General features: G+C 70.9%; 12 protein-coding genes and 1 pseudogene. All 13 read left to right on the forward strand.

Annotated elements, in window-relative coordinates:
- The first annotated feature begins 21 nt into the window (after positions 1-21).
- Positions 22-1,854: a PE family protein gene (locus tag AC5Y4Z_RS02980; RefSeq protein WP_499960772.1), complete on the forward strand. Its 1,833-nt coding sequence runs from the start codon at positions 22-24 to the stop codon at positions 1,852-1,854.
- 82 nt (positions 1,855-1,936) lie between these two features.
- Positions 1,937-3,346 (forward strand): PE family protein, encoded by a 1,410-nt coding sequence (locus AC5Y4Z_RS02985; protein ID WP_499960773.1) that lies wholly within the window; start codon positions 1,937-1,939, stop codon positions 3,344-3,346.
- A gap of 497 nt (positions 3,347-3,843) precedes the next feature.
- A complete protein-coding gene (locus tag AC5Y4Z_RS02990; protein WP_499960774.1) occupies positions 3,844-8,586 on the forward strand; it encodes a PE domain-containing protein in 4,743 nt (1,580 codons plus the stop codon).
- Positions 8,587-8,704: 118 nt separating this feature from the next.
- Positions 8,705-9,764, forward strand: a pseudogene (gene argC / locus AC5Y4Z_RS02995) (N-acetyl-gamma-glutamyl-phosphate reductase).
- Complete coding sequence (argJ, locus tag AC5Y4Z_RS03000; RefSeq protein WP_499960775.1) at positions 9,761-10,972, forward strand: bifunctional glutamate N-acetyltransferase/amino-acid acetyltransferase ArgJ; 1,212 nt, start codon at positions 9,761-9,763, stop codon at positions 10,970-10,972. Before argC ends, argJ begins: the two are co-directional and overlap by 4 nt.
- Positions 10,969-11,853, forward strand: a complete 885-nt coding sequence (argB, locus tag AC5Y4Z_RS03005; protein WP_499960776.1) for an acetylglutamate kinase — start codon at positions 10,969-10,971, stop codon at positions 11,851-11,853. Before argJ ends, argB begins: the two co-directional genes overlap by 4 nt.
- Positions 11,850-13,019 carry an acetylornithine transaminase gene (locus AC5Y4Z_RS03010; RefSeq protein WP_499960777.1) on the forward strand — a complete coding sequence of 390 codons (1,170 nt, stop codon included), beginning with the start codon at positions 11,850-11,852 and terminating at the stop codon, positions 13,017-13,019. Before argB ends, AC5Y4Z_RS03010 begins: the two co-directional genes overlap by 4 nt.
- Positions 13,012-13,938, forward strand: a complete 927-nt coding sequence (gene argF / locus AC5Y4Z_RS03015; protein ID WP_499960778.1) for an ornithine carbamoyltransferase — start codon at positions 13,012-13,014, stop codon at positions 13,936-13,938. Before AC5Y4Z_RS03010 ends, argF begins: the two co-directional genes overlap by 8 nt.
- Positions 13,935-14,429, forward strand: a complete 495-nt coding sequence (locus AC5Y4Z_RS03020; RefSeq protein WP_499960780.1) for an arginine repressor — start codon at positions 13,935-13,937, stop codon at positions 14,427-14,429. The genes argF and AC5Y4Z_RS03020 overlap by 4 nt, the downstream gene beginning before the upstream one ends.
- A gap of 13 nt (positions 14,430-14,442) precedes the next feature.
- Positions 14,443-15,642: an argininosuccinate synthase gene (locus AC5Y4Z_RS03025; RefSeq protein WP_499960781.1), complete on the forward strand. Its 1,200-nt coding sequence runs from the start codon at positions 14,443-14,445 to the stop codon at positions 15,640-15,642.
- Between the two features lie 97 nt (positions 15,643-15,739).
- Entirely contained in the window at positions 15,740-17,152 is a 1,413-nt protein-coding gene (gene argH / locus AC5Y4Z_RS03030) for an argininosuccinate lyase (protein WP_499960782.1), read from the forward strand.
- Positions 17,153-17,242: 90 nt separating this feature from the next.
- Positions 17,243-18,304, forward strand: a complete 1,062-nt coding sequence (locus tag AC5Y4Z_RS03035; protein WP_499960783.1) for a type III polyketide synthase — start codon at positions 17,243-17,245, stop codon at positions 18,302-18,304.
- 160 nt (positions 18,305-18,464) lie between these two features.
- A complete protein-coding gene (locus tag AC5Y4Z_RS03040; protein WP_499960784.1) occupies positions 18,465-24,869 on the forward strand; it encodes an SDR family NAD(P)-dependent oxidoreductase in 6,405 nt (2,134 codons plus the stop codon).
- Positions 24,870-24,881: the final 12 nt, after the last annotated feature.

Here is a 24,881-nt window from a genome sequence, read left to right on the forward strand (position 1 = left end):
CGTCGTCGACGGGAGATGGCTATGTCGTTTCTGACCGCAACGCCGGAGTTCGTGACGGCCGCAGCAGTCGACCTCGCACAACTCGGCTCGGCGCTGGGCGAGGCTCACGCGGCGGCGGCGCTCCCGACGACGGGGTTGGTCGCCGCGGCCGGCGACGAGATCTCCGCCGAGATCGCGTCGTTGTTCGGCGCCTACGGCCAGCAGTACCACGCCCTCAGCGCGCAGGCGGCCGCCTTTCACGGCGAGTTCGTGCGGCTGCTGAACGGTAGCGCCGCAGCGTATCTGGGCACCGAGGTCGCCAACGCCGAACAGGCGCTGCTGAGCGGGGGAGGCGCCGCGGCCGCCGGTCCTGCGGCGACGCTCCCACTTCTCGGCGGGTCCGGTGGCCTGCTCGGCGGCCTGGGCGGGATCCTCGGCGGCTCGGGCGGCGGCCCGCTGCCCATCCTCGGTGGCCTGAGCCCGATCCTCGGGGGCTTCGACGCGTTGCTCACCGGCGGCAACCTGGCCCCCTACCTCGGCGTGCCCCCGTTCCTCAACCCCATCCTCGGCGGCGTGACCTCGTTGCTTTTCACCGGCGGACCCCTGGGCCCGATCCTCACCGGCGGACCCCTGGGCCCGGTCCTCGGTTACCTCGGCCAGGGCCTGGGCGGCACCCTGTCCACCGTGTTGGGCGGCGGCCTTCCCGCGCTGCTGACGGACCCGCTGGGCGGATTCTTCGCGTCGACCGGGACCGCCGCGTCCGCCGGCGGCCCGTATCAGGCCCTCTTCGCCAACACCAGCGCCAACCTGCAAGCCATCAACAGCGCCTGGGCCGCTCACCCGTTCCCGTTCCTGCACCAGGTGATGGTCAACCAACAGGGCTACGCGCACACGTTCGAGGCGGGATTGGCGCTCGCCCTGCAAAACCTTCCCGCCACGTTCGCGAACATTCCGGCGAACATCCAGATTGCGCTGCAGGGCGCGTCGACCTTCAACCCCGGCGCCTTGGCGCAGGCGTACCTCACACAGCAGATCGGCTACTTCCAGACCGTCAGCACCTCGTTGCAGAAGGCGGCCGTGGACTTGCAGGCCACGCTGCCGGTCTTCGAGACCGACATGGGGCTGGCCTGGCAAGCCGCGCTCTCCGGCAACTACCACGGCGCCGTGCAGGACTTCGCCCACGGCCTGCTGGGGCTGTTCATCACCGGATTCGACACCAGCAACCTGTCGAACATTCACGTGCTGGGCCCCGGCGGGGACCTGCTGCCCATCCTGTCGATCCCCGCGCAGCAGGCGCAGAACTTCACCAACCTGCTGCCGCGCGGCTCGATCCCGTGGCAGATGGCGCAGAACTACACCAACGCGGTCACCGCGCTCACCAACGCGAATATTTCGACGACCATTGCCTTCACCCCAGGGTTCCCTCTCCCTTCGCTGACCCTCGGCGCCAACTTCGGGTTGCCACTGTCGCTGGCCTTCGCGGTCCTCGGCCCGCCGATCGCCTCGATGGACGGGCTCGCGACGGGCGCAACGGCGTTCAGTACGGCGATGCAGGCCGGCAACGGGATGGCCGCTCTCGGCGCGCTCGCCGACATGCCGGCCTACGGCATGAACGGCTTTCTCAACGGCCAAACGCTCGTCGACCTGAGCATGCCCGTGACCGTCGCCGGCGTCACCGTGCCGATCACCATGCACCTGCCATTCGACGGCATTCTCGTTCCGCCACAACCGATTACGGCCACGGTGGACCTGAGCCTGCTGGGCTTTAACGTTCCGATCAACCTCACCCTCGGGGGCACGCCGTTCGCGGGTCTGATCCCCGAGTTGGTGAACTACCTGCCGCTGCAGCTCGCCGCGGCGATCACCCCGACGTAGTGGGGGCCGCCCGGGGCGGCCGGGCATGTTTAGATTCGATTTTTGGGGGGTAGTTCCGGGCGATGATTCGACGGGTCGCGTGATGTCGTTCGTAGTTGCGGCGCCAGAGCAAGTCCAGGCGGCGGCCCAACAGCTCGCGGGTATCCGTTCGCTGCTGACCCAGGCGGCGGCGAGCGCTTCGGGTCCCACGACGGCAATCGTGCCGGCCGCGGCCGACCAGGTATCGGTTGCCGTCTCGGCGATGTTCGGCAACTTCGGCAAAGAGTTCCAATCCCTGAGCGCCCAGGCCGAGGCGTTCCACGCCGAGTTCGTCAACTTGATGAACGCCGGCGCCGCGTCCTATCTCAGTACCGAGGTCGCCAGCGCCGGGACAATGCTGGGCTCCGCGTTGCTGACCACCGCCGGCGGTGGCGCGGCCGCCGCCCAGGCGGTGAGCGCGGCCGGCCTGCTCGGCGGGATCCTGGGCGGTGGCAGCGGGGGCGGACTGCTGAGCGGTCTGACGGGCGGGACGGGCGGTCTCGGCGGACTCCTGGGTGGCCTGGGTTCGCTCGGCGGCGGCCTGAATTCGATTCTCTCCGGGGCCCTTCCGGGGCTACCGGGTTCCTTGTCCGGCCTGGAGAATTCGTTGACGGGCGTGGTGAATTCGTTGCTGCCCGGGTTGGTCAACGTCCAAGTCGGTGCCGGCCCCTATTTCACCGGCATCGCCGGCCCGTACGAGGCGCTCGTCTACAACACCTGGACCAACCTGAACATCCTGACGTCCGGCTGGCTGGCCGATCCCTTCCCGTTCCTGCGCCAGTTCGTGGCCAACCAGATCGGGTACGGCCAGATCATCGCGACGGCATTGCAAACCGGGAACTTCCAACCGGTCTCGGCCATCCCCGGCGACATCGCACGCAATTTCGGCAATGTCGTTGGAACGCTTACCAATACAAGTGTCACCTCATCCCTGGACCTGTCTCTCACGCCGCTACAAGCAACCGTCAACAACGCCGTCGGGTTGCCGCTGGTCTTCGGCGCCGCCCTGTTGGGTCCGCCGGTCGCCGCGATGGAGTCGGCCGGCTACGCCGCGTCATTGTTCACATCCGCCATCCAGGCGGGGAACCCCGCGGGGGCGTTCGCCGCTCTCGTCGACGCCCCCGCCTACATTGCCAACGGCTTCCTCAACGGCCAGGCGACCTATCCCTACGCACTGAACCTGTCGAGCCTGACGGGCCCCGCGGTCGGACAGATCGCAAACGTCACCGTGGTCGGTAACTTCCCACTCGACGGACTGCTTCACCCGTCCGGCTATTACCCGGTGACGGTGACGGTCTCGACGCTACTTAATCCGCTCGTCCCGGAAATCGTCGCCAACGTCGGCGTCGGCGGCACTCCCTTCACCGGGCTCCTGCCCTTCCTGGTCAACTACGCGCCCCAACAGCTCGCCCAGGCGATCGGCGCACCCGCGTCGCCGCCCCCGCTCATCTCGCTTCCGATCCTGACGTTCTAATCCTGGACGGTCGTCTCGGAAAGGCCTGCCTCACGCGGGGTTTCGGGCGTCGGCCGTCGTTTCGGCCCTCGCATCACCCCGCCGGGGCCGGGGCAGGCCAACTCCCGCCTTTGCTTGAAATCCTGGACGGGTGTCTCGGAAACGACTGCCTTACACGCGGTTTCGGTTGTCGGCCGTCGTTTCAACTTCCCGGGGATCGCTGATGCATGGCGCCGGTAAGCGGGTGAGGCGGAGACCCCAGCGGACTGAAAATTGTTCAATAGCAACTGCGTTGTACTTTTGGTATCGTGTCCCTCGCCTCTCCACTATGAGTGAGTGCTCACGGCCCTACCCCTCGACGAGCCGCTCGAACGTCGGGAATGGTACGCAGACGCGCCTAACCTTGCTGAAAATCAGCATTTTCGAATGTGCTTGTGTGGCACGCCATTACGCTCAGCTTGCCTAGATTATCCAGGCTGACATTTGCATATGTAGTTCATTTGCGTGGGGAGATGAACATGTCTTTTGTGGTCGCTGTTCCTGACCTCGTTGAGGTGGCAGCCCAAGATCTTGCAGGAATTCGCTCCGCGCTGGACGAGGTCACGCAAGCGATAATTGCGCCGACGACCAGCCTTGCTCCCGCAGCCGCGGACGAGGTATCGGGCGCGATCGCGGCGCTCTTCGGAACGTTTGGCCGGGAGTACCAAGCACTCAATGCGGAAGTGGCCGCGTTCCACAACGCATTCGTCGGCACGCTCACCGGCGGCGCGGCCGCATATGCGGGTGCTGAAATTTCCAACGCCGCTGCGCTGCTTTCCGGCAGCGGAAACCTCGCAGCCGATCTCGGTGGCGCGATCTCCGGGTTGGGCGCCGCGCTTGGCGGCTCCCTGTCGGCCGGGTTGAGTAGCAGTCTGGGCGCAAGCCTTGGCGGGACCCTCGAGACGCTCCTCGGCGCCGGGCTCGGCGGGATTGCCTTCCAGACCGGCGGTTTCATCTTGTCCGGCATCGGCAACGGGATGGTCCAGACCGGGAATGCCATCGTCCAGGCCGGCCTCGCTTTGGAAAACGCGGGAGCGACCTTCTCCGCCATGGGTGCTCAGCTGCTGGCCCAGGCCAACGGCGCTCTCAACGCACTGCTGAATGCCAACTTCGCCGTCAATCTCGGCGCGGCATTGTCGGCGAGCCTCAGCGGCAGCCTCAACGGGTTGGCGGCGAACCTCTCCGCCAGCTTGGGCAATTTGGGTGGTTTGGCCGGAAACATCGGGGCCAGCCTCAACGGGGCGCTGCAGACGGGGGCCACCCTGGCGGGCAACTTCTTGGCGGCGCTGCCGGGTCTGCCCGCCTTCACGATTCCGAACCTCGGTGCGCTGGGTGTGCAGTTGTCCGCGGCGCTAAATGGGTTGGGCGCCTCCATCAGTGGGTCGCTGAACGCGGCCCTGAACGGGGTGCTGGCGTTGCCGGGCCTGCCGCCGTTCACCTTCCCGGGTCTGCCGGCGTTCACGCTGCCGAACCTGCCCGCTCTGGGTGCGGACATCAGCGCGGGTCTCAACGCGTTGCTGAGTGGGACGTTGGCGTTGCCGGGTCTGCCGCCGATCACGTTCCCGGGTCTGCCGGCGTTCACGTTCCCGAGCCTGCCGGCTCTGGGTGCGGACATCAGCGCCGGTATCAACGCGCTGCTTAGTGGGACCCTGGCGTTGCCGGGTCTGCCGCCGATCACGCTTCCGGGTCTGCCGTCGTTCACGTTCCCGGGCCTGCCTCAGCTCACCCTGTCGCTCGGCCCGCTGGGCGCGGACATCGGCGGAGCCCTCAACGCATTGCTGACGGGCACCGTGACGCTGCCGGGTCTGCCGCCGTTCACCTTCCCGGGTCTGCCCGCGTTCACGCTGCCGAGCCTGCCGGCGTTGGGTGCGGATATCAACGCGGGTATCAACGCGTTGCTGAATGGCACGTTGGCGTTGCCGGGGTTGCCGCCGATTGCGTTCCCGGGTCTGCCGGCGTTTACGTTCCCGAGCCTGCCGGCGTTGGGTGCGGACATCAACGCGGGCATTAACGCGTTGCTGAATGGCACGTTGGCGTTGCCGGGTCTGCCGCCGATCACCTTCCCGGGTCTGCCGGCGTTTACGTTCCCGAGCTTGCCCGGGCTGGGTGCGAGCCTCAGCGCGGCGCTCAATGGGCTGGGTGGGTCGATCAGCGTGTCGCTGAATGGGTTGGGCGCCAACCTCAGTGCGTCGTTGAGCGCGTTGCTGTCGGGTAGCTTGGCGCTGCCCGGCCTGCCGCCGTTCACCTTCCCGGGTCTGCCGCCGTTCACGCTGCCGAACCTGCCGGCGCTGGGCGCGGACATCAGCGCGGGCATTAACGCGCTGCTGAATGGCACGTTGGCGTTGCCGGGTCTGCCGCCGATCACGTTCCCGGGTCTGCCGCCGTTCACGCTGCCGAACTTGCCGGCTCTGGGTGCGGACATCAGCGCGGGCCTCAACGCGCTGCTGAGCGGGACGCTCGCGTTGCCGGGTCTGCCGCCGATCACCTTCCCGGGTCTGCCGGCGCTCACCTTCCCGAACCTGCCGGCGATCGGTGCGGACATCAACGCGGCCGTCCGGGGCCTGTTGTCGGGCAGCCTGACATTGCCGGGCTTGCCGCCGATCACCTTCCCGGCGCTGCCGCCGCTGACGTTGCCCAACTTGCCCGCGATCGGTGCGGACATCAACGCGGGCATTAACGCGCTGCTGAATGGCACGCTGGCGCTGCCGGGCTTGCCGCCGATCACCTTCCCGGGTCTGCCGGCGTTCACGTTCCCGAACCTGCCGGCGATCGGTGCGGACATCAACGCGGGCATTAACGCGCTGCTGAATGGCACGCTGGCGCTGCCGGGTCTGCCGCCGATCACCTTCCCGGCGTTGCCGCCGCTGACGTTGCCGAACCTGCCGGTGATTGGCGCGAGCCTCACCGCGGCGCTCAATGGGCTGGGTGGCTCGATCAGCGCGTCGCTGAATGGGTTGGGCGCCAACCTCAGTGCGTCGTTGAGCGCGTTGCTGTCGGGTAGCTTGGCGCTGCCCGGCCTGCCGCCGATCACCTTCCCGGCGCTGCCGCCGCTGACCTTGCCGAACCTGCCGGCTCTGGGTGCGGACATCAGCGCGGGGATCAACGCCTTGCTGAATGGCACGTTGGCGCTGCCGGGGTTGCCGCCGATCACGTTCCCGGGTCTGCCACCGTTCACGCTGCCGAACCTGCCGGCGCTGGGCGCGGACATCAGCGCGGGCATTAACGCGCTGCTGAATGGCACGTTGGCGTTGCCGGGGTTGCCGCCGATCACGTTCCCGGGTCTGCCGGCGTTCACGCTGCCGAACTTGCCGGCTCTGGGTGCGGACATCAGCGCGGGCATTAACGCGCTGCTGAATGGCTCGTTGGCGTTGCCGGGGTTGCCGCCGATCACGTTCCCGGGTCTGCCGGCGTTCACCTTCCCGAACCTGCCGGCTCTGGGTGCGGACATCAACGCGGGCATTAACGCGCTGCTGAATGGCACGCTGGCGTTGCCGGGGTTGCCGCCGATCACGTTCCCGGGTCTGCCGGCGTTTACGTTCCCGAGCTTGCCGGGGCTGGGTGCGAGCCTCAGCGCGGCGCTCAATGGGCTGGGCGGGTCGATCAGCGTGTCGCTGAATGGGTTGGGCGCCAACCTCAGTGCGTCGTTGAGCGCGTTGCTGTCGGGTAGCTTGGCGCTGCCGGGTCTGCCGCCGTTCACCTTCCCGGGTCTGCCGCCGTTCACGCTGCCGAACCTGCCGGCTCTGGGTGCGGACATCAGCGCGGGTCTCAACGCGTTGCTGAGTGGGACGCTGGCGCTGCCGGGTCTGCCGCCGATCACGTTCCCGGGTCTGCCGCCGTTTACGTTCCCGAACCTGCCCGCGCTGGGTGCCGACATCAACGCCGGGATCAACGCGTTGCTGAATGGCACGTTGGCGTTGCCGGGTCTGCCGCCGATCACCTTCCCGGGTCTGCCGGCGTTCACCTTCCCGAACTTGCCGGCGATCGGTGCGGACATCAGCGCGGGTCTTAACGCCTTGCTGAACGGCACGTTGGCGTTGCCGGGGTTGCCGCCGATCACGTTCCCGGGTCTGCCGGCGTTCACGTTCCCGAGCTTGCCGGGGCTGGGTGCGAGCCTCAGCGCGGCGCTCAATGGGCTGGGTGGGTCGATCAGCGCGTCGCTGAATGGGTTGGGGGCCAACCTCAGTGCGTCGTTGAGCGCGTTGCTGTCGGGTAGCTTGGCGCTGCCCGGCCTGCCGCCGTTCACGTTCCCGGGTCTGCCGGCGTTCACGTTGCCGAACTTGCCGGCTTTGGGTGCGGACATCAGCGCGGGCATTAACGCGCTGCTGAATGGCACGTTGGCGTTGCCGGGGTTGCCGCCGATTACGTTCCCGGGTCTGCCGGCGTTCACGTTGCCGAACTTGCCGGCTTTGGGTGCGGACATCAGCGCGGGCATTAACGCGCTGCTGAATGGCACGCTGGCGTTGCCGGGTCTGCCGCCGATCACCTTCCAGGGTCTGCCGGCGTTCACCTTGCCGAACCTGCCCGCGCTCGGTGGCAGCATCACCGCGGCGCTCAACGGGCTAAGCGGGTCGATCAGCGCATCGCTGAACGGCCTGGGCGCGTCGCTCAACGCGATGTTGTCCGGCGGCCTGACTCTGGGCGCCAACCTGTCCGGCCTCGTCCAGACCGGCCAGACGCTGGCGGCCAACTTCGCCGCGGGCATCAACGGAGCGATCCAGACGGGCGAGACGCTGGCGGCCAACTTCCTGGCCTCCCTGCCCGCGCTGACCCTGCCGAACCTGAGCGTGTCGATCAACGCCGCTCTCGGGGCCAGCCTCGGCGCGGCCTTGAACGGCCTGGCCCAGAGCGGGGCCACCCTGCTCGGCGGCTTGAGCGGCAGCCTTGGGGGTCTGGTTCAGGCCGGCGAGATGCTGGGTGGCAGCCTGGCGGCCAGCCTGTCCGGGCTGACCGGCACGGGCAACGCGCTGGCGACGATCTGGGAGAACACCGCGGCCCAGGTCGGGTCCGCACTGAGCGGCGGCCTGTCGGCCACCGTCGGCGTGGGCTTCCCCGGCCTGATCGGGGTGGGGGCGTCGCTGGCGAGCGGTTTCGCGGGCGCCACCGCTGCGCTCGGACAAACCGGTGGCTCCCTGGTGACGTCGCTCAGCGTCGCGCTGCGGGACCTGGCGCTCTCGTTGCAGGCCGCGCTCAACGCCAGCCTGGGCATCGGCGTCACCGCCTGACCCGGTTGCGCCCAGGAGGCGCCGGAAGGTCCGGGCTCTTCCGAAGCGGAACCCTGACCGGTCCGACCTCCTGGGCGCACGCCGCCCTTGGAATGGATTTGCAAACTTCTGCATAACCATGCAGAATCGTCGAAATGGCCGACGTTTTGAGGGTGGCGGTTGCCGGGGCCACCGGTTACGCGGGCGGGGAGATCCTGCGGCTCCTGCTTGGGCACCCCGCCAGCGCCGACGGCCGGCTCGAGATCGGCGCCGTGACCGCCGCGGCGAGCGCCGGCAGCACCTTGGGTGAGCACCATCCGCACCTTATTCCGTTGGCGCAGCGCGTGGTTGAGCCCACCGAACCAGCGACGCTCGACGGTCACGACATCGTCTTCCTGGCCCTGCCGCACGGCCACTCGGCCGCACTGGCCGAACGGCTCGGCCCCGACACCGTGATCATCGACTGCGGCGCCGACTTCCGGCTCACCGACGCCGAGGCCTGGGAGCGCTTCTACGGGACGGCGCACGCCGGCAGCTGGCCGTACGGCCTGCCCGAGCTGCCCGGCGCACGCGAGCGGCTGCGCGGCGCCCGCCGCATCGCCGTCCCGGGCTGCTATCCCACCTCCGCGTTGCTGGCGCTGCTGCCCGCGATGGCCGAGGGCCTCATCGAGGCTGCCGTCACGGTGGTCGCCGTCAGCGGCACCTCGGGGGCCGGCCGCGCGGCCAAGACCGACCTGCTGGGCGCGGAGGTCATCGGGTCGGCGCGGGCCTACAGCATCGCGGGCGCACACCGGCACACCCCCGAGATCGCCCAGGGCCTGCGCGCCGTCACCGACCGCGACGTCACGGTGTCGTTCACCCCGGTGCTGATCCCCACCTCCCGCGGCATCCTGGCCACCTGTACCGCGCGCACCCGGGCGCCACAATCCCAGCTGCGGGCCGCCTACGAAAAGGCCTACCACGCCGAACCTTTCGTCTATCTGCTGCCCGAAGGGCAGCTGCCCCGCACCGGGGCGGTGCTCGGCAGCAACGCGACGCACATCGCCGTGGCGGTGGACGAGGCCGCCGAGACGTTCGTGGCGATCGCCGCGATCGACAACCTGGTCAAGGGGACGGGCGGCGCCGCGGTGCAGTCGATGAACCTGGCGCTGGGTTGGCCTGAGGCCGAGGGGCTTTCGGTCGTCGGAGTCGCGCCATGAGCACCGCGCAGACGGCGCGGTTGCTGCGCGAGCAGGGCGTCACCGCAGCGGCCGGATTCCGGGCCGCCGGCATCGCCGCCGGGATCAAGGCGTCGGGCGCCCCAGACCTGGCGCTGGTCGTCAACGAGGGACCCGACTGCGCGGCCGCCGGCGTGTTCACCCGCAACAAGGTCAAGGCGGCGCCGGTGCTGTGGAGCCAGCAGGTGCTGACCACCGGGGCGCTGCGCGCGGTGATCCTCAACTCCGGCGGCGCCAACGCGTGCACCGGGCCCGGCGGCTTCCAGGACACCCACGCCACGGCCGAGGCGGTCGCCGCCGCGCTGTCGGACTGGGGGACCGAGACCGGGGCCATCGAGGTCGCGGTCTGCTCCACCGGGCTGATCGGCGACCGGCTGCCGATGGACAAGGTGCTCGCGGGCGTCCGCGAGATCGTGCACGAGATGGCCGGCGGGCTGACCGGCGGCGACGACGCCGCGCACGCCATCATGACCACCGACACCGTGCCCAAACAGGTTGCGCTGCACCACCCGGACAACTGGACGCTCGGCGCGATGGCCAAGGGGGCGGGCATGCTGGCGCCGTCGCTGGCCACCATGCTGTGCGTGCTCACCACCGACGCCGCCGTCGACGCGGGGGCCCTCGACCAAGCGCTGCGCCGCGCCTCCGCTCGCACCTTCGACCGGCTCGACATCGACGGGGCCTGTTCGACCAACGACACCGTGCTGCTGCTGGCGTCGGGGGCCAGCGAAATCACCCCGTCCCAGGACGATCTCGACGACGCGGTGCTGCGGGTCTGCGACGACCTGTGCGCGCAGCTGCAGGCCGACGCCGAGGGCGTCACCAAGCGCGTCGACGTCACCGTCACCGGGGCGGTCTCCGACGACGACGCCCTGGTCGCCGCGCGCACGATCGCCCGCGACAGCCTGGTCAAGACGGCGGTGTTCGGCTCGGACCCCAACTGGGGCCGGGTGCTTGCCGCGGTCGGCATGGCACCCATCGCCCTGGACGTCGACCGGATCACGGTGTCGTTCAACGGTTTCACCGTCTTCGCCGACGGCGTTCCGGTGCCGGGCGCCCGCGAGGTGGACCTGTCGGGAGCCGACATCGACATCACCGTCGACCTGCAGCTCGGCGACGGGCGCGCCACCATCCGGACCACCGACCTGTCGCATGGCTACGTCGAAGAGAACTCGGCCTACAGCTCATGACCACCACCGAAGAACTGCCCACCGGGGTCAAGGCCCAGGTGCTGGCCGAGGCCCTGCCCTGGCTCAAGCAGCTGCACGGCAAGATCGTCGTCGTCAAATACGGCGGCAACGCCATGAACGACGACACGCTGCGGCACGCCTTCGCCGCCGACATGGCGTTTCTGCGCAACTGCGGCATCCATCCCGTCGTCGTGCACGGCGGCGGACCGCAGATCAGCGCCATGCTGCGCCGGCTCGGCATCGCGGGCGACTTCAAGGGCGGATTCCGCGTCACCACACCCGAAGTGCTCGACGTGGCGCGGATGGTGTTGTTCGGGCAGGTGGGCCGCGAGCTGGTCAACCTGATCAACGCGCACGGACCGTATGCCGTCGGCATCACCGGCGAGGACGCGCAGCTGTTCACCGCCGTGCGGCGCAGCGTCACCGTCGACGGCGTGGCCACCGACATCGGCCTGGTCGGCGACGTCGAGCTGGTCAACACCGCCGCCGTGCTGGATCTGATTGCCGCGCGGCGCATTCCGGTGGTGTCGACGCTCGCGCCCGACGCCGAGGGCGTGGTGCACAACATCAACGCCGACACCGCCGCGGCGGCGCTGGCCGAAGCCCTGGGAGCCGAAAAACTGTTGATGCTCACCGATGTCGAAGGCCTCTACACCAGCTGGCCGGAACGCAACTCGCTGGTCAGCGAGATCGACACCGCCTCGCTGGCACGGCTGCTGCCCACGCTCGAGGCGGGCATGATCCCCAAGGTCGAAGCGTGCCTGCGCGCGGTCACCGGCGGCGTGCCCAGCGCGCACGTCATCGACGGCCGGGTCGAACACTGCGTGCTGGTCGAGCTTTTCACCGATGCGGGCACGGGCACCAAGGTGGTCTCGGCATGACCCTGCAAAAGCGTTGGGAAGCCGTGATGATGAACAACTACGGCACGCCACCGCTGTCGCTGGTCAGCGGCGACGGGGCCGTGGTCACCGACCCCGACGGCAAGAACTATGTGGACCTGCTGGGCGGCATCGCGGTCAATGTCCTCGGCCACCGGCACCCGGCGGTGATCGAGGCGGTCACCACCCAGCTCAACACGCTGGGCCATACGTCGAATCTGTATGCGACGGAGCCGGGTATCGCGCTCGCCGAGGCGCTGGTCGAGCATCTCGGCGCGCCCGCGCGGGTCTTTTTCTGCAACTCGGGAACCGAGGCCATCGAGGTGGCCTTCAAGATCACCCGGCTGACCGGAAAGACGAAGGTCGTTGCCGCCCAAGGGGCGTTCCACGGCCGGACGATGGGATCGCTGGCGCTGACGGGTCAGCCCGCCAAGCAGGCGCCGTTCGAGCCGCTGCCGGGCAACGTCACTCATGTCCCCTACGGGGACGCGAAAGCCCTTGCCGAGGCGGTCGATTCGACCACGGCGGCCGTGTTCCTGGAACCGATCATGGGGGAGGGCGGCGTCGTGGTGCCGCCCGAGGGCTACCTGGCCTCCGCCCGGGAGATCACCGCCCGGCACGGGGCGCTGCTGGTGCTCGACGAGGTGCAGACCGGCGTCGGGCGCACCGGCGCGTTCTACGCTCACCAGCACGACGGCATCACCCCCGATGTGGTGACGCTGGCCAAGGGCCTGGGCGGCGGGTTGCCGATCGGTGCCTGCCTGGCCGTCGGTGCGGCCGGTGAGCTGCTGACTCCGGGACTGCACGGCAGCACCTTTGGCGGCAACCCGGTCTGCACCGCGGCCGCGCGCGGGGTGCTCAAGGCGCTCGCCGACGGCGATCTGATCGCCCGCGCGGCGATGCTGGGCAAGACGCTGAGCCACGGCATCGAGGAACTGCACCATCCGCTGGTGGACCATGTGCGCGGCAAGGGGCTGCTGCAGGGCGTGGTGCTGACCGCGCCGCGCGCCAAGGAGGCCGAGGCCGCCGCGCGCGACGCCGGATTTTTGATCAACGCCGCCGCGCCCGGCGTCATCCGGCTCGCGCCGCCGCTGATCGTCACCGAGGCCCAGCTCGACGGCTTCGTCGCCGCCCTGCCGGCCATCCTGGACGGGGCCGCACATGGTTAGGCACTTCCTGCGCGACGACGACGTCTCCCCGGCCGAGCAGGCCGAAATCCTCGCGCTGGCAGCCGAACTCAAGAAGGACCCGTTCGGCCGTCGCCCCCTAGACGGGCCGCGCGGGGTCGCGGTCATCTTCGACAAGAACTCCACGCGCACCCGGTTCTCGTTCGAGGTGGGCATCGCCCAGCTCGGCGGGCACGCCGTCGTCGTCGACGGCCGCAGCACCCAGCTGGGCCGCGACGAGACGCTCCAGGACACCGCACAAGTGTTGTCCCGCTACGTCGACGCCATCGTGTGGCGCACGTTCGGGCAGGACCGGCTCGACGCGATGGCCGCGACGGCGACCGTGCCGGTGGTCAACGCCCTGTCCGATGCGTTCCACCCTTGTCAGGTGCTGGCCGACCTGCAGACCGTCGCCGAACGCAAGGGGTCGCTGAAAGGCCTGCGCCTGAGCTACTTCGGCGACGGCGCCAACAACATGGCGCATTCGCTGCTGCTGGGCGGGGTCACCGCCGGCATGCACGTCACCGTCGCGGCGCCCGAGGGCTTCGCGCCCGACCCGGCCGTGGTGGCCGCGGCGCGGCGGCGCGCCGAGGACACCGGCGCCTCGGTCGCCCTGACCGCCGACGCCGACGCCGCCGCCAAGGGCGCCGACGTGCTGGTCACCGACACGTGGACGTCGATGGGGCAGGAGGACGACGGGCTGGACCGGGTGGGGCCGTTTCGGCCGTTCCAGGTCAACGCGCGGCTCCTCGGGCTGGCTGACCCGGAAGCCGTTGTGCTGCACTGCCTTCCGGCCCACCGCGGCGACGAGATCACCGACGAGGTGATGGACGGTCCGGCCAGCGCGGTGTGGGACGAGGCCGAAAACCGGCTGCACGCCCAAAAGGCGCTGCTGGTGTGGCTTTGGGAGCGGTCCCGATGACCCGATCGAAGGCCACCCCCGAAACCACCCGCGCCGGGCGGCAGGACCGCATCGTGGCGATCCTGTCGTCGGCCTCGATCAGCAGCCAAAGCGAACTGGCGGCCCGGCTCGCCGACGAGGGCATCGAGGTCACCCAGGCCACCCTGTCGCGCGACCTCGAGGAACTCGGCGCGGTCAAGCTGCGCGGCGCCGACGGCGGCGTCGGCGTCTACATCGTTCCCGAGGACGGCAGCCCGGTGCGGGGCGTGTCCGGCGGCACCGCGCGGCTGTCCCGGCTGCTGGGCGAGCTGCTGGTGTCCGCGGACGCCAGCGCCAACCTCGCGGTGCTGCGCACCCCGCCCGGCGGCGCAAACTACCTGGCGAGTGCCATCGACCGCGCGGCGCTACCGTACGTCGTCGGCACCATCGCCGGCGACGACACCGTCTTCGTGGCCGCTCGCGAGCCGATGACCGGCGCCGAGTTGGCCACCACCCTCGAGCACCTCAAATAAAGGAGATTGGTTCATGTCAGAACGCGTCATCCTGGCGTATTCCGGCGGTCTGGACACCTCGGTGGCGATCAGCTGGATCGGCAAGGAGACCGGCCGCGAGGTCGTCGCGGTGGCCATCGACCTCGGCCAGGGCGGCGAGGACATGGAGGTGATCCGCCAGCGGGCCCTGGACTGCGGCGCCGTGGAGGCCGTCGTCGTCGATGCCCGCGACGAGTTCGCCGAACAGTACTGCCTGCCGACGGTGCAGAACAACGCGCTGTACATGGACCGCTACCCGCTGGTGTCGGCGATCAGCCGGCCGCTGATCGTCAAGCACCTCGTCGTCGCCGCGCGCGAGCACGGCGGGTCCACCGTCGCGCACGGCTGCACCGGCAAGGGCAACGACCAGGTTCGCTTCGAGGTCGGATTCGCCTCGCTGGCACCGGATCTCGAGGTGCTGGCGCCCGTGCGCGACTACGCCTGGACGCGGGAGAAGGCGATCGCGTTCGCCGAGGAAAACGCCATCCCGATCAACGTCACCAAACGCTCGCCGTTCTCCATCGACCAGAACGTGTGGGGCCGCGCGGTGGAAACCGGCTTCCTGGAACACCTCTGGAACGCCCCCACCAAGGACATCTACGCCTACACCGAAGACCCCACGCTGAATTGGAGCACTCCCGACGAGGTGATCGTCGGGTTCGAGCGCGGCGTGCCGGTGTCCATCGACGGCCGGGCGGTCTCGATGCTGGGCGCCATCGAGGAGCTCAACACCCGCGCCGGCGCGCAGGGGGTCGGGCGCCTCGACGTCGTCGAGGACCGGCTGGTGGGCATCAAGAGCCGCGAGATCTACGAGGCGCCCGGGGCGATGGCGCTGATCACCGCCCATACCGAGCTCGAGCACGTCACCCTGGAGCGGGAGCTGGCCCGGTTCAAGCGCCACACCGACCAGCGCTGGGCCGAGCTCGTCTATGACGGGCTGTGGTACTCGCCGCTCAAGACCGCGCTGGAGGCCTTCGTCGCCAAGACCCAGGAGCGCGTCTCCGGCGAGATCCGGATGGTGTTGCACGGCGGCCACATCGCGGTCAACGGCCGGCGCAGCGCCGAGTCGCTCTACGACTTCAACCTGGCCACCTACGACGAGGGCGACAGCTTCGACCAGTCGGCCGCCAAGGGCTTCGTCTACGTGCACGGGTTGAGCTCCAAGATCGCCGCCCGCCGGGACCAGGCCACATGACCCACCCGACCGCGAGCGGCCGTGTTTGTGCAGCGACACGCCGCAATGCGCGTACAAACGCGGGCGCTCGCGCCGGAGGTGCCGGGGTGCGGGACAAGTGAGCACGCGCGAGGGGTCGCTGTGGGGCGGACGGTTCGCCGACGGCCCGTCCGACGCGCTGGCCGCGCTGAGCAAGTCCACCCACTTCGACTGGGTGCTCGCGCCCTACGACATCGTCGCCTCGCGGGCCCACACCGTGATCCTGTTCCGGGCGGGGCTGCTCACCGAGGAGCAGCGCGACGGCCTGCTGGCCGGGTTGGACAGCCTCGCCGCCGACGTCGCCGACGGCAGCTTCACACCCCTGGTCACCGACGAGGACGTGCACGCCGCCCTGGAGCGCGGGCTGATCGACCGGGTCGGCGCCGACCTGGGCGGCCGCCTGCGGGCCGGGCGGTCGCGCAACGACCAGGTGGCCACCCTGTTCCGGATGTGGCTGCGCGACGCCGTGCGCCGGGTCGCCGACGGCGCGCTGGGCGTCGTCGAGGCGCTGGCCGCCCAGGCCGGCGCGCACCCGGCGGCCATCATGCCCGGCAAGACCCATCTGCAGTCCGCGCAGCCGATCCTGCTGGCCCAGCACCTGCTCGCGCACGCCCACCCGCTGCTGCGCGACGTCGACCGCATCGTCGACTTCGACGAGCGCGCGGCGGTGTCCCCGTACGGGTCGGGGGCGCTGGCCGGCTCGTCGCTGGGCCTGGACCCGGACGCCATCGCCGCGGAGCTGGGCTTTCGCGCCGCCGCCGACAACTCCGTCGACGCCACCGCGGCCCGCGACTTCGCCGCCGAGGCCGCGTTCGTCTTCGCGATGATCGGCGTCGACCTGTCCCGATTGGCCGAGGACATCATCCTGTGGAGCTCCACCGAATTCGGCTACGTCACCCTGCACGATTCGTGGTCGACCGGCAGCTCGATCATGCCGCAGAAGAAGAACCCGGACATCGCCGAGCTGGCCCGCGGCAAGGCCGGGCGGCTGATCGGGAACCTGGCCGGGCTGCTGGCCACGCTGAAGGCCCAGCCGCTGGCCTACAACCGCGACCTGCAGGAAGACAAGGAGCCGGTGTTCGACGCGGTGGCCCAGCTGGAGCTGCTGCTGCCGGCGATGGCGGGCCTGGTGGCCAGCCTGACGTTCAACGTCGAGCGGATGGCGGCCCTGGCCCCGGCCGGCTACACCCTGGCCACCGACATCGCCGAATGGCTGGTGCGGCAGGGCGTCCCGTTCCGGTCGGCGCACGAAGCGGCCGGGGCCGCGGTGCGCGCCGCCGAACACCGCGGCGTCGGCCTGGACGAGCTCACCGACGACGAGCTGGCCGCCATCAGCCCCGAGCTGACGCCGCAGGTGCGCGAGGTGCTGACGATCGAGGGCTCGGTCTCCTCGCGCGACGCGCGGGGCGGCACCGCGCCGAGCCGGGTCGCCGAGCAGCTCGATGAGGTCCTGGCCGCCGCGGCGCACTTCAAGGACCGATTAGGTAGCTGAGTTTGGCCGTTTCCGGCAGACTATGCTTCCGAGCCTAGGAGGCGGGTTGAACCATTCGGCCCGAGGCCTCGTCACCAAGGGATGGGACCAATGAGCGTCATCGCCGGAGCATTCGGTGCCTTGCCGCCATACCGCTATTCCCAGCGCGAACTGACCGACTTCTTCGTCGGCATCCCCGACTTCGAGGGCTACGAGGACATCATCCGGCAGCTGCACGCCAGCGCCAAGGTCAACAGCCGCCACCTCGTCCAGCCGCTCGAGCGCTATCCCGCCCTCAAGGACTTCGGCAGGGCGAACCGGATTTTCATCGACAAGGCCGTCGACCTCGGCTGCGAGGCGCTCTCGGGTGCCCTCGACGAGGCGGGCCTGCGGCCGGCCGACCTCGACGTGCTGGTCACGACGACGGTCACCGGCATCGCCGTGCCGTCGCTGGACGCCCGGATCGCCGGGCGGCTCGGGCTGCGCGACGACGTGCGACGCATGCCGCTCTTCGGCCTGGGCTGCGTGGCCGGGGCGGCGGGCGTCGCGCGCCTGCACGACTACCTGCGCGGCGCCGAGGACGGTGTCGCGGCCCTGGTCTCGGTCGAGCTCTGCTCGATGACCTACCCCGGCTACAAGCCCACGCTGGCCGGGATGGTCGGCAGCGCGCTGTTCGCCGACGGCGCCGCGGCCGTGGTGGCCACCGGCGAGCGCCGCGCCGACAAGATCGGCGCGCGCGGGCCCACCATCGTGGACTCGCGCAGCCACCTGTATCCCGATTCGCTGCGCACCATGGGCTACGACGTCGGCGCCGCGGGGTTCGAGCTCGTGCTGTCCAAGGACGTGGCCGCCGTCGTCGAGCAATACATCTTCGACGACGTCACGGCGTTCCTGGCCGCGCACGGCCTGAGCCTCACCGACATCGGCGGCTGGGTCAGCCATCCCGGCGGCCCGAAGGTCATCGAGGCGATCGTCGCGGCCCTCGATCTCTCGCCGGAGGCGCTGGAGCTGACCTGGCGCTCGCTCGGCGAGATCGGCAACCTGTCGTCGGCGTCGGTCCTGCACGTGCTGCGGGACACGATCGCCAAACCGCCGCCCCCCGAGAGCCCCGGGCTGATGCTCGCGATGGGCCCCGGATTCTGTTCCGAACTTGTGCTGCTGCAGTGGCACTGATTTGCCGTGCCCGTGGATGTTTCGTCGTACCGTAGGGGATCGCCCGTTGCTGGCGGGGCCTCGAGGGGAGTGATGGCGATGGGGCGGCGAGAGCGTGGTCGGGGGTTCGTTCGGGGGTTTCGGGGGGCTGAGCAGAAGGCCTCCCCGCACCCCCGTTCGGATGAGTGACGAGAGGCCGGGTGGCGTGAACAGCACCCAAGATGAGCTCGTCGCGGCGCTGCGCCGATCGCTGAAGGAAAACGAGCGGCTGAAGCGGGAGAACCGACGGTATTTGGCGACCGAACCGGTCGCGGTGGTGGGAATGGCCTGCCGCTATCCGGGCGGGGTGGACTCCCCGGAGGCCCTGTGGGAGATGGTGGCCGAGGGCCGCGACGTGGTCTCGGAGTTCCCGGCGGATCGTGGCTGGGACTTGGCGGGCTTGTTCGATGCGGACCCCGACGCGGTCGGCAAGTCGTACGCGCGGTGCGGCGGGTTCGTGTCGAACGTCGCCGATTTCGACGCCGCGTTCTTCGGGATCGCGCCCAGCGAGGCGCTGGCGATGGACCCGCAGCAGCGGCTGCTGCTGGAGGTGTCCTGGGAGGCGTTGGAGCGTGCCGGGATTGACCCGCTCGCGCTGCGCGGTTCGCCCACGGGGGTGTTCGCCGGGGTGTTCCACGGTTCCTACGGCGGTCAGGGGCGGCTGCCCGGCGACCTGGAGCGCTACGGGCTGCGCGGTTCCACGTTGAGCGTGGCGTCGGGGCGGGTCGCCTACGCGCTGGGCCTGGAGGGCCCCGCGGTGTCGGTGGACACGGCATGCTCGTCGTCGTTGGTGGCGATGCATCTGGCCGCGCAGTCGCTGCGGTCCGGCGAGTGCGATCTCGCGCTGACCGGTGGCGTGACGGTGATGGCCACGCCGGCGATGTTCATCGACTTCAGCAGGCAGCGAGCGCTGTCCGCCGACGGCCGGTGCAAGGCCTACGCGGGCGCGGCCGACGGCACCGGGTTCTCCGAGGGCGTCGGCGTGCTGGTGCTGGAGCGATTGGCCGACGCCCGGCGCCTCCAGCATCCAGTGCTGGCGGTGCTGCGGGGGTCGGCGGTGAACCAGGACGGAGCCTCCAACGGCCTCGCGACACCGAACGGGCCGTCGCAGCAGCGGGTGATCAGGTCGGCGCTGGCCAGCGCTCGGCTGGGCGCGGCCGACGTGGACCTGGTGGAGGGCCACGGCACGGGCACTTCGCTGGGCGATCCCATTGAGGCACAGGCCCTTTTGGCCACCTACGGGCAGGACCGGCCCGCGGATCGGCCGCTGTGGCTGGGGTCGATCAAGTCGAACATGGGGCATTCGTCGGCCGCCGCGGGCGCCGCCGGCGTCATCAAGATGGTGCAGGCGATGCGGCACGGGCTGATGCCCAAGACGTTGCACGTGGACGAACCCACGCCCCACGTGGATTGGGCCGCCGGTGCGGTGTCGCTGCTGACCGAGCCGCGGGACTGGCCGGCGGCGGACCGGCCGCGGCGGGCGGGGGTTTCGTCGTTCGGGATCAGCGGCACCAACGCGCACGTGATCCTGGAAGAGGTGGAACCGGAAGGCGTTGGCGCGCAGGGCGATGACGTGGCGGCGCCCTGGGTGCTCTCGGCCCGGTCGCCCGACGCCCTGGCGCACCAGGCCGCCCGGTTGCTCGCGCGCCTGAGCGCCGACCCGGGCCTGCGCGCGATCGACGTGGGGTGGTCGCTGGTGGCGACGCGCTCGTCGTTCGAGCATCGCGCGGTGGTGGTGGGGGCCGACCGCGACGAGCTGGCAGCCGGCCTGGTGGGCCTGGCCGCCGGCGAGCCGGGCACCAACGTGGTGGCCGGGCGGGCGCGGCCGGCGGGCAAGACCGTCTTCGTATTTCCCGGTCAGGGCTCGCAGTGGGCGGGCATGGGCGCCGAACTGTTCGACACGGCACCGGTATTCGCCGAAAGCTTGCGACGCTGCCACGAGGCGCTGGCCGAGCACGTGGAGTGGTCGCTGATCGACGTCATCCGCGGCGCGCCGGGGGCGCCGGGACTCGACCGCGTCGACGTGGTGCAGCCCGCGCTGTGGGCGGTGATGGTGTCGCTGGCCGAATTGTGGCGCTCGATGGGCGTGGTTCCCGACGCGGTGATCGGCCATTCGCAGGGCGAGATCGCCGCGGCCTGCGTGGCGGGAGCGCTGTCGCTCGCCGACGCCGCGCGGGTGGTCGCGCTGCGCAGCCGGCTGCTGGTGCGGCTGTCGGGCGAGGGCGGCATGGTGTCGCTGGCGTGCGGGCCGGCGCGGGCCCGGGAACTGGCGGCCGCATGGGGCGATCGGCTGAATATCGCAGCGGTCAACGGTGTTTCGGCGGTCGTGGTGTCCGGCGACCCGGGCGCGCTCGCGGAGCTGATGCGGCGCTGTGAGGCCGACGGCGTGCGCGCCCGCGCGATCGACGTCGACTACGCGTCGCACTCCGCACACGTCGACGCGATCCGTGATCCGCTGGCCGAGGCGCTGGCCGGCATCGCGCCGCGTTCGACGTCGGTCGCCTTCTTCTCGACGGTGACCGGCGGGCCGATCGACACCGCCGGCCTGGACGCCGATTACTGGTTCCGCAGCATCCGCCAGACCGTGCAATTCGACCACGCGGTGCGCAGCGCGGCCGAGGGCGGTCATCGCGTCTTTGTCGAATGCAGCCCGCACCCGGTGCTGCTGGCCGGCATCGAGGAAACGCTGGCCGATCGCGGCCCCGGTGACGACGCGGTGGTCATCCCCTCCCTGGGGCGCGATGACGGCGGGCTGCAGCGCTTTTGGCTGTCGGTGGGGCAGGCGCACGTGGCCGGCGCCGCGGTGGACTGGCGTCCGGCGCTGGCCGGCGGGCATCGGGTGGACCTTCCGACGTATGCGTTTGTGCCGCGCCGCTTTTGGCTGGCCGACGGGTCGGCGGCGGCGGGCGACGTGGGCAGCCTGGGCGTGGCGGGCGCCGGGCACGCCCTGCTGGGCGCGGTGGTGGAGCGGCCCGATTCCGGCGGCATCGTCCTGACGGGCCGGTTGTCGGTGGCCGCGCAGCCGTGGCTCCCCGCGCACGCGGTGTCCGGCACTGCGCTGTTCCCGGGAACGGGGTTCGTCGAGCTGGCCATCCGGGCCGCCGACGAGGCCGGGTGCGGCGCGATCGACGAGTTGACCCTGTCGGCCCCTCTGGTGTTGCCCGCTGCCGCGGTGGTGCGGGTGCAGGTCGTCGTCGGCGCCCCCGACGGCTCGGGGCAGCGCGAGATCTCGGTGTATTCGGCCGGCGCGCAACCGGGTTCGGAATGGGTACTGCACGCCCAGGGCCTGCTGGGCGAGCGGCCCGTGACGCCCGCCGCGGACCTGTCGGTGTGGCCGCCCGTCGGCGCCACCGCGGTGGCCGTCGCCGACGCCTACGACCGGCTGGCGCGGCGCGGATACGAGTACGGCCCCGCGTTCCGCGGCCTCCGGGCGATGTGGCGGCGCGGGAACGAGACCTTCGCCGAGGTCGACGTTCCGCAGGAGGCGGGCGCGCAAGCCGGCGGCTTCGGGCTGCACCCGGTGCTGCTGGACGCCGCGTTGCACGCGCTGGGGCTGGCGGCCGAACAAGCCCCGACCGTGTTGCCGTTCTCCTGGCAGGGGGTGTCGCTACACGCGGCCGGCGCCACCCGGGCGCGGGTGCGCATCGCACCGGCCGGCGCCGAGGCGGTGTCGGTCGAGCTGGCCGACGCGGCCGGGCTGCCGATGTTGTCGGTGCGGTCGCTGGTGATGCGTCCGGTGTCGCCCGGCCAGCTGTCGGTGGTCGGGAGATCTCCAGGCCCCGCCGAGGGGCTGCTGGAGGTGACGTGGACGCCGATCGCCGTGGCCGGCAACGGGTTCGGTGAGGACATTGCGGTGTGGGCGCTGGCGGAGGCCGGACCCGACGTGGTGGGTTCGGTGCATGCCGCCACGACCGAGGTGTTGGGGGTGTTGCAGTCCTGGCTGGCCGGCGACGGGTCGGGGGTGCTCGCGGTGCTGACCCGCGGCGCCGTGGCGCTGGCCGGTGAGGAGATTTCGGACCTGGCCGGGGCGGCGGTGTGGGGGCTGGTGCGCTCGGCGCAGGCCGAGCACCCCGGCCGGGTGGTGCTGATCGATTCCGACGGCTCGCTCGAGTCCGGCGCGGTGATCGGCTGCGGCGAGCCGCAATTGGTGATCCGCGCCGGCGTGGCCCACGCGGCCCGCCTGGCCCCCGTGGCGGCCGGCTCGCTCTTCCGGCTGCCGGCGCGGGCCTGGCGGCTGGACGCCGGACCCGGGGGCACGCTGGAGGACCTGGTGCTGGGGCCGTGCCCGCGGGCGGAGCTGGCCGCGGGGCAGGTGCGGGTGGCCGTGGCCGCGGTCGGGGTGAATTTCCGGGATGTGTTGGTGGCGTTGGGCATGTATCCCGGCGGCGGTCAGCTCGGTGCCGAGGGCGCCGGGGTGGTCGTCGAGGCCGGCCCCGGCGTGACCGGGGTGGCCGTCGGCGACGCGGTGATGGGCCTGCTGGGGGTGGTCGGTTCCGAGGGGGTGGTCGACGAGCGGTTGGTCGTGCGGGTGCCGGAGGGGTGGTCGCTGGTCACGGCGGCGGGCGTGCCGGTGGTGTTTTTGACGGCGCTGTACGGGTTGTCGGTGCTGGCCGGGTTGCGCGCGGGCGAGCGGGTGCTGGTGCACGCCGCGACCGGCGGGGTGGGCATGGCCGCGGTGCAGCTGGCCCGGCATTGGGGTGCGGAGGTGTTCGCGACCGCGAGCCGGGGCAAGTGGGACACGTTGCGCGCCATGGGCTTCGACGACGACCACATCGCCGATTCGCGGACGCTGGACTTCGAACGGAAGTTCCTCGCCGCCACCGGTGGGGCCGGGGTGGACGTGGTGCTCAACTCGCTGGCCGGGGAGTTCACCGACGCGTCGCTGCGCTTGCTGGTGCACGGCGGCCGGTTCATCGAGATGGGCAAGACCGACCCGCGCGACCCGGACCTGATCGCGCAGCGGCACCCGGGCGTGCGGTATCGGGCGTTCGATCTGATGGAGGCCGGCCCGGACCGCACCGCGGCGATGCTGGCCGAGGTGCTGGGCCTGGTCGCCGACGGCGCCGTACAACCGGTGCCGCTCACCACCTTTGACGTGCGGTGCGCGTCGGCCGCATACCGGTTCGTCAGCGCCGCCCGCCACACCGGCAAGGTCGTCCTCACCGTCCCCGACGGGCCCGGCGCCCCGCTCAGCGGCTCCGGCGGCGGGCTGGCCGGCGGCAGCGTCGTGATCACCGGGGGCACCGGGATGGCCGGTTCGGCGCTGGCCCACCACCTCGTCGAGCGCTACGGGGTCGCCCACGTGGTGCTGGCCAGCCGCGCCGGCGCCCGGGCACCGGCCGTTGCGGAGCTGGTGGACCGGCTGCAGCGGGCCGGGGCCCGGGTGTCGGTGGCGGCCTGCGACGTGGCCGACCGCGCCGCCGTGGCCGCGATGCTCGACGGGCTGCCGGCGGAAAACCCGTTGCGCGCGGTCGTCCACGCGGCCGGGGTGCTGGACGACGGGCTGATCTCCTCGCTGACCCCGGACCGGGTGGACGCGGTGTTGCGGGCCAAGGTCGACGGCGCCTGGAACCTGCACGAGCTGACCCGGGACCGGGATCTGGCGGCGTTCGTGGTGTTTTCGTCGATGGCCGGGACCGTCGGCACCCCGGGTCAGGCCAACTACGCGGCGGCCAACAGCTTCCTCGACGGCCTGGTCGCGCATCGGCGCGCCCACGGACTTCCGGGCCTGTCGGTGGCCTGGGGACTGTGGGAACAGTCCTCGGCGATGACGGCGCACCTGGGTGAGCGGGACAAGGCCCGCATCGGCCGGATCGGGCTGGCGGCCCTGTCCACCGAGCAGGCGCTGGAGTCCTTCGACACCGCGCTGCTGGTGGACCGCCCGGCGGTGGTCGCCGTCCGCGTGGATCGAGCTGCCCTGTCCGACAACGCCGCCGGCCTGCCCCCGCTGCTGCGCGAGCTGGCCGGCCGCCCGGCCCGCCGCGTCGTCGCCGACGCCGATGCCACCGCGTCGACCACCGGGCTCAAGGCGCGTCTGCACGGGCTGAGCCCCGAGGCCCGCCGGCGCGAGCTGGTCGACCTGGTCCGCGGCAACGCCGCGACCGTGCTGGGCCTGCCCGGCGGCGCGGACATCGACGCCGGCCGCGCGTTCCAAGAGCTCGGCTTCGACTCGCTGACCGCCGTCGAGCTGCGCAACCGCCTCAAAACCGCCACCGGCCTTACCCTTTCGCCGACCCTGATCTTCGACTACCCGACGCCAACCATCCTCGCCGACCACCTCGGCGCCCAGCTGACCACCACCACCGACCGGCCCGCCCTGCTGGCCCGCCTCGACGAGATCGTGCGCGAACTGCAGGCGCTGCTCGACGCGCCCGACTGCAAACCCGACGACAGATCGCGGCTGAGCGCGCGCATCCAGGGCCTGCTGGCCACGCTCGCGCCCACCGACCGCCCCGACCCCGAACAGGTCGACGAGCTCGACCAGGACCTGCACGCCGCCGACGAAAGCCAGCTCTTCGCCATCCTCGACGAAGAACTCGGCCGCTGACCGAAATGACCC

The sequence above is a fragment of the Mycobacterium sp. NGS63 genome (assembly GCF_059812295.1).

Excerpts from the sequence above, each read along its gene's own strand:
- AC5Y4Z_RS03020 (WP_499960780.1), top strand. The coding sequence starts at position 13,935 with ATGACCCGATCGAAGGCCACCCCCGAAACCACCCGCGCCGGGCGGCAG.
- AC5Y4Z_RS02990 (WP_499960774.1), top strand. The coding sequence starts at position 3,844 with ATGTCTTTTGTGGTCGCTGTTCCTGACCTCGTTGAGGTGGCAGCCCAA.
- argB (WP_499960776.1), top strand. The coding sequence starts at position 10,969 with ATGACCACCACCGAAGAACTGCCCACCGGGGTCAAGGCCCAGGTGCTG.
- AC5Y4Z_RS03010 (WP_499960777.1), top strand. The coding sequence starts at position 11,850 with ATGACCCTGCAAAAGCGTTGGGAAGCCGTGATGATGAACAACTACGGC.
- AC5Y4Z_RS03040 (WP_499960784.1), top strand. The coding sequence starts at position 18,465 with ATGAGTGACGAGAGGCCGGGTGGCGTGAACAGCACCCAAGATGAGCTC.
- argJ (WP_499960775.1), top strand. The coding sequence starts at position 9,761 with ATGAGCACCGCGCAGACGGCGCGGTTGCTGCGCGAGCAGGGCGTCACC.
- AC5Y4Z_RS02985 (WP_499960773.1), top strand. The coding sequence starts at position 1,937 with ATGTCGTTCGTAGTTGCGGCGCCAGAGCAAGTCCAGGCGGCGGCCCAA.
- AC5Y4Z_RS02980 (WP_499960772.1), top strand. The coding sequence starts at position 22 with ATGTCGTTTCTGACCGCAACGCCGGAGTTCGTGACGGCCGCAGCAGTC.
- AC5Y4Z_RS03035 (WP_499960783.1), top strand. The coding sequence starts at position 17,243 with ATGAGCGTCATCGCCGGAGCATTCGGTGCCTTGCCGCCATACCGCTAT.
- argF (WP_499960778.1), top strand. The coding sequence starts at position 13,012 with ATGGTTAGGCACTTCCTGCGCGACGACGACGTCTCCCCGGCCGAGCAG.
- AC5Y4Z_RS03025 (WP_499960781.1), top strand. The coding sequence starts at position 14,443 with ATGTCAGAACGCGTCATCCTGGCGTATTCCGGCGGTCTGGACACCTCG.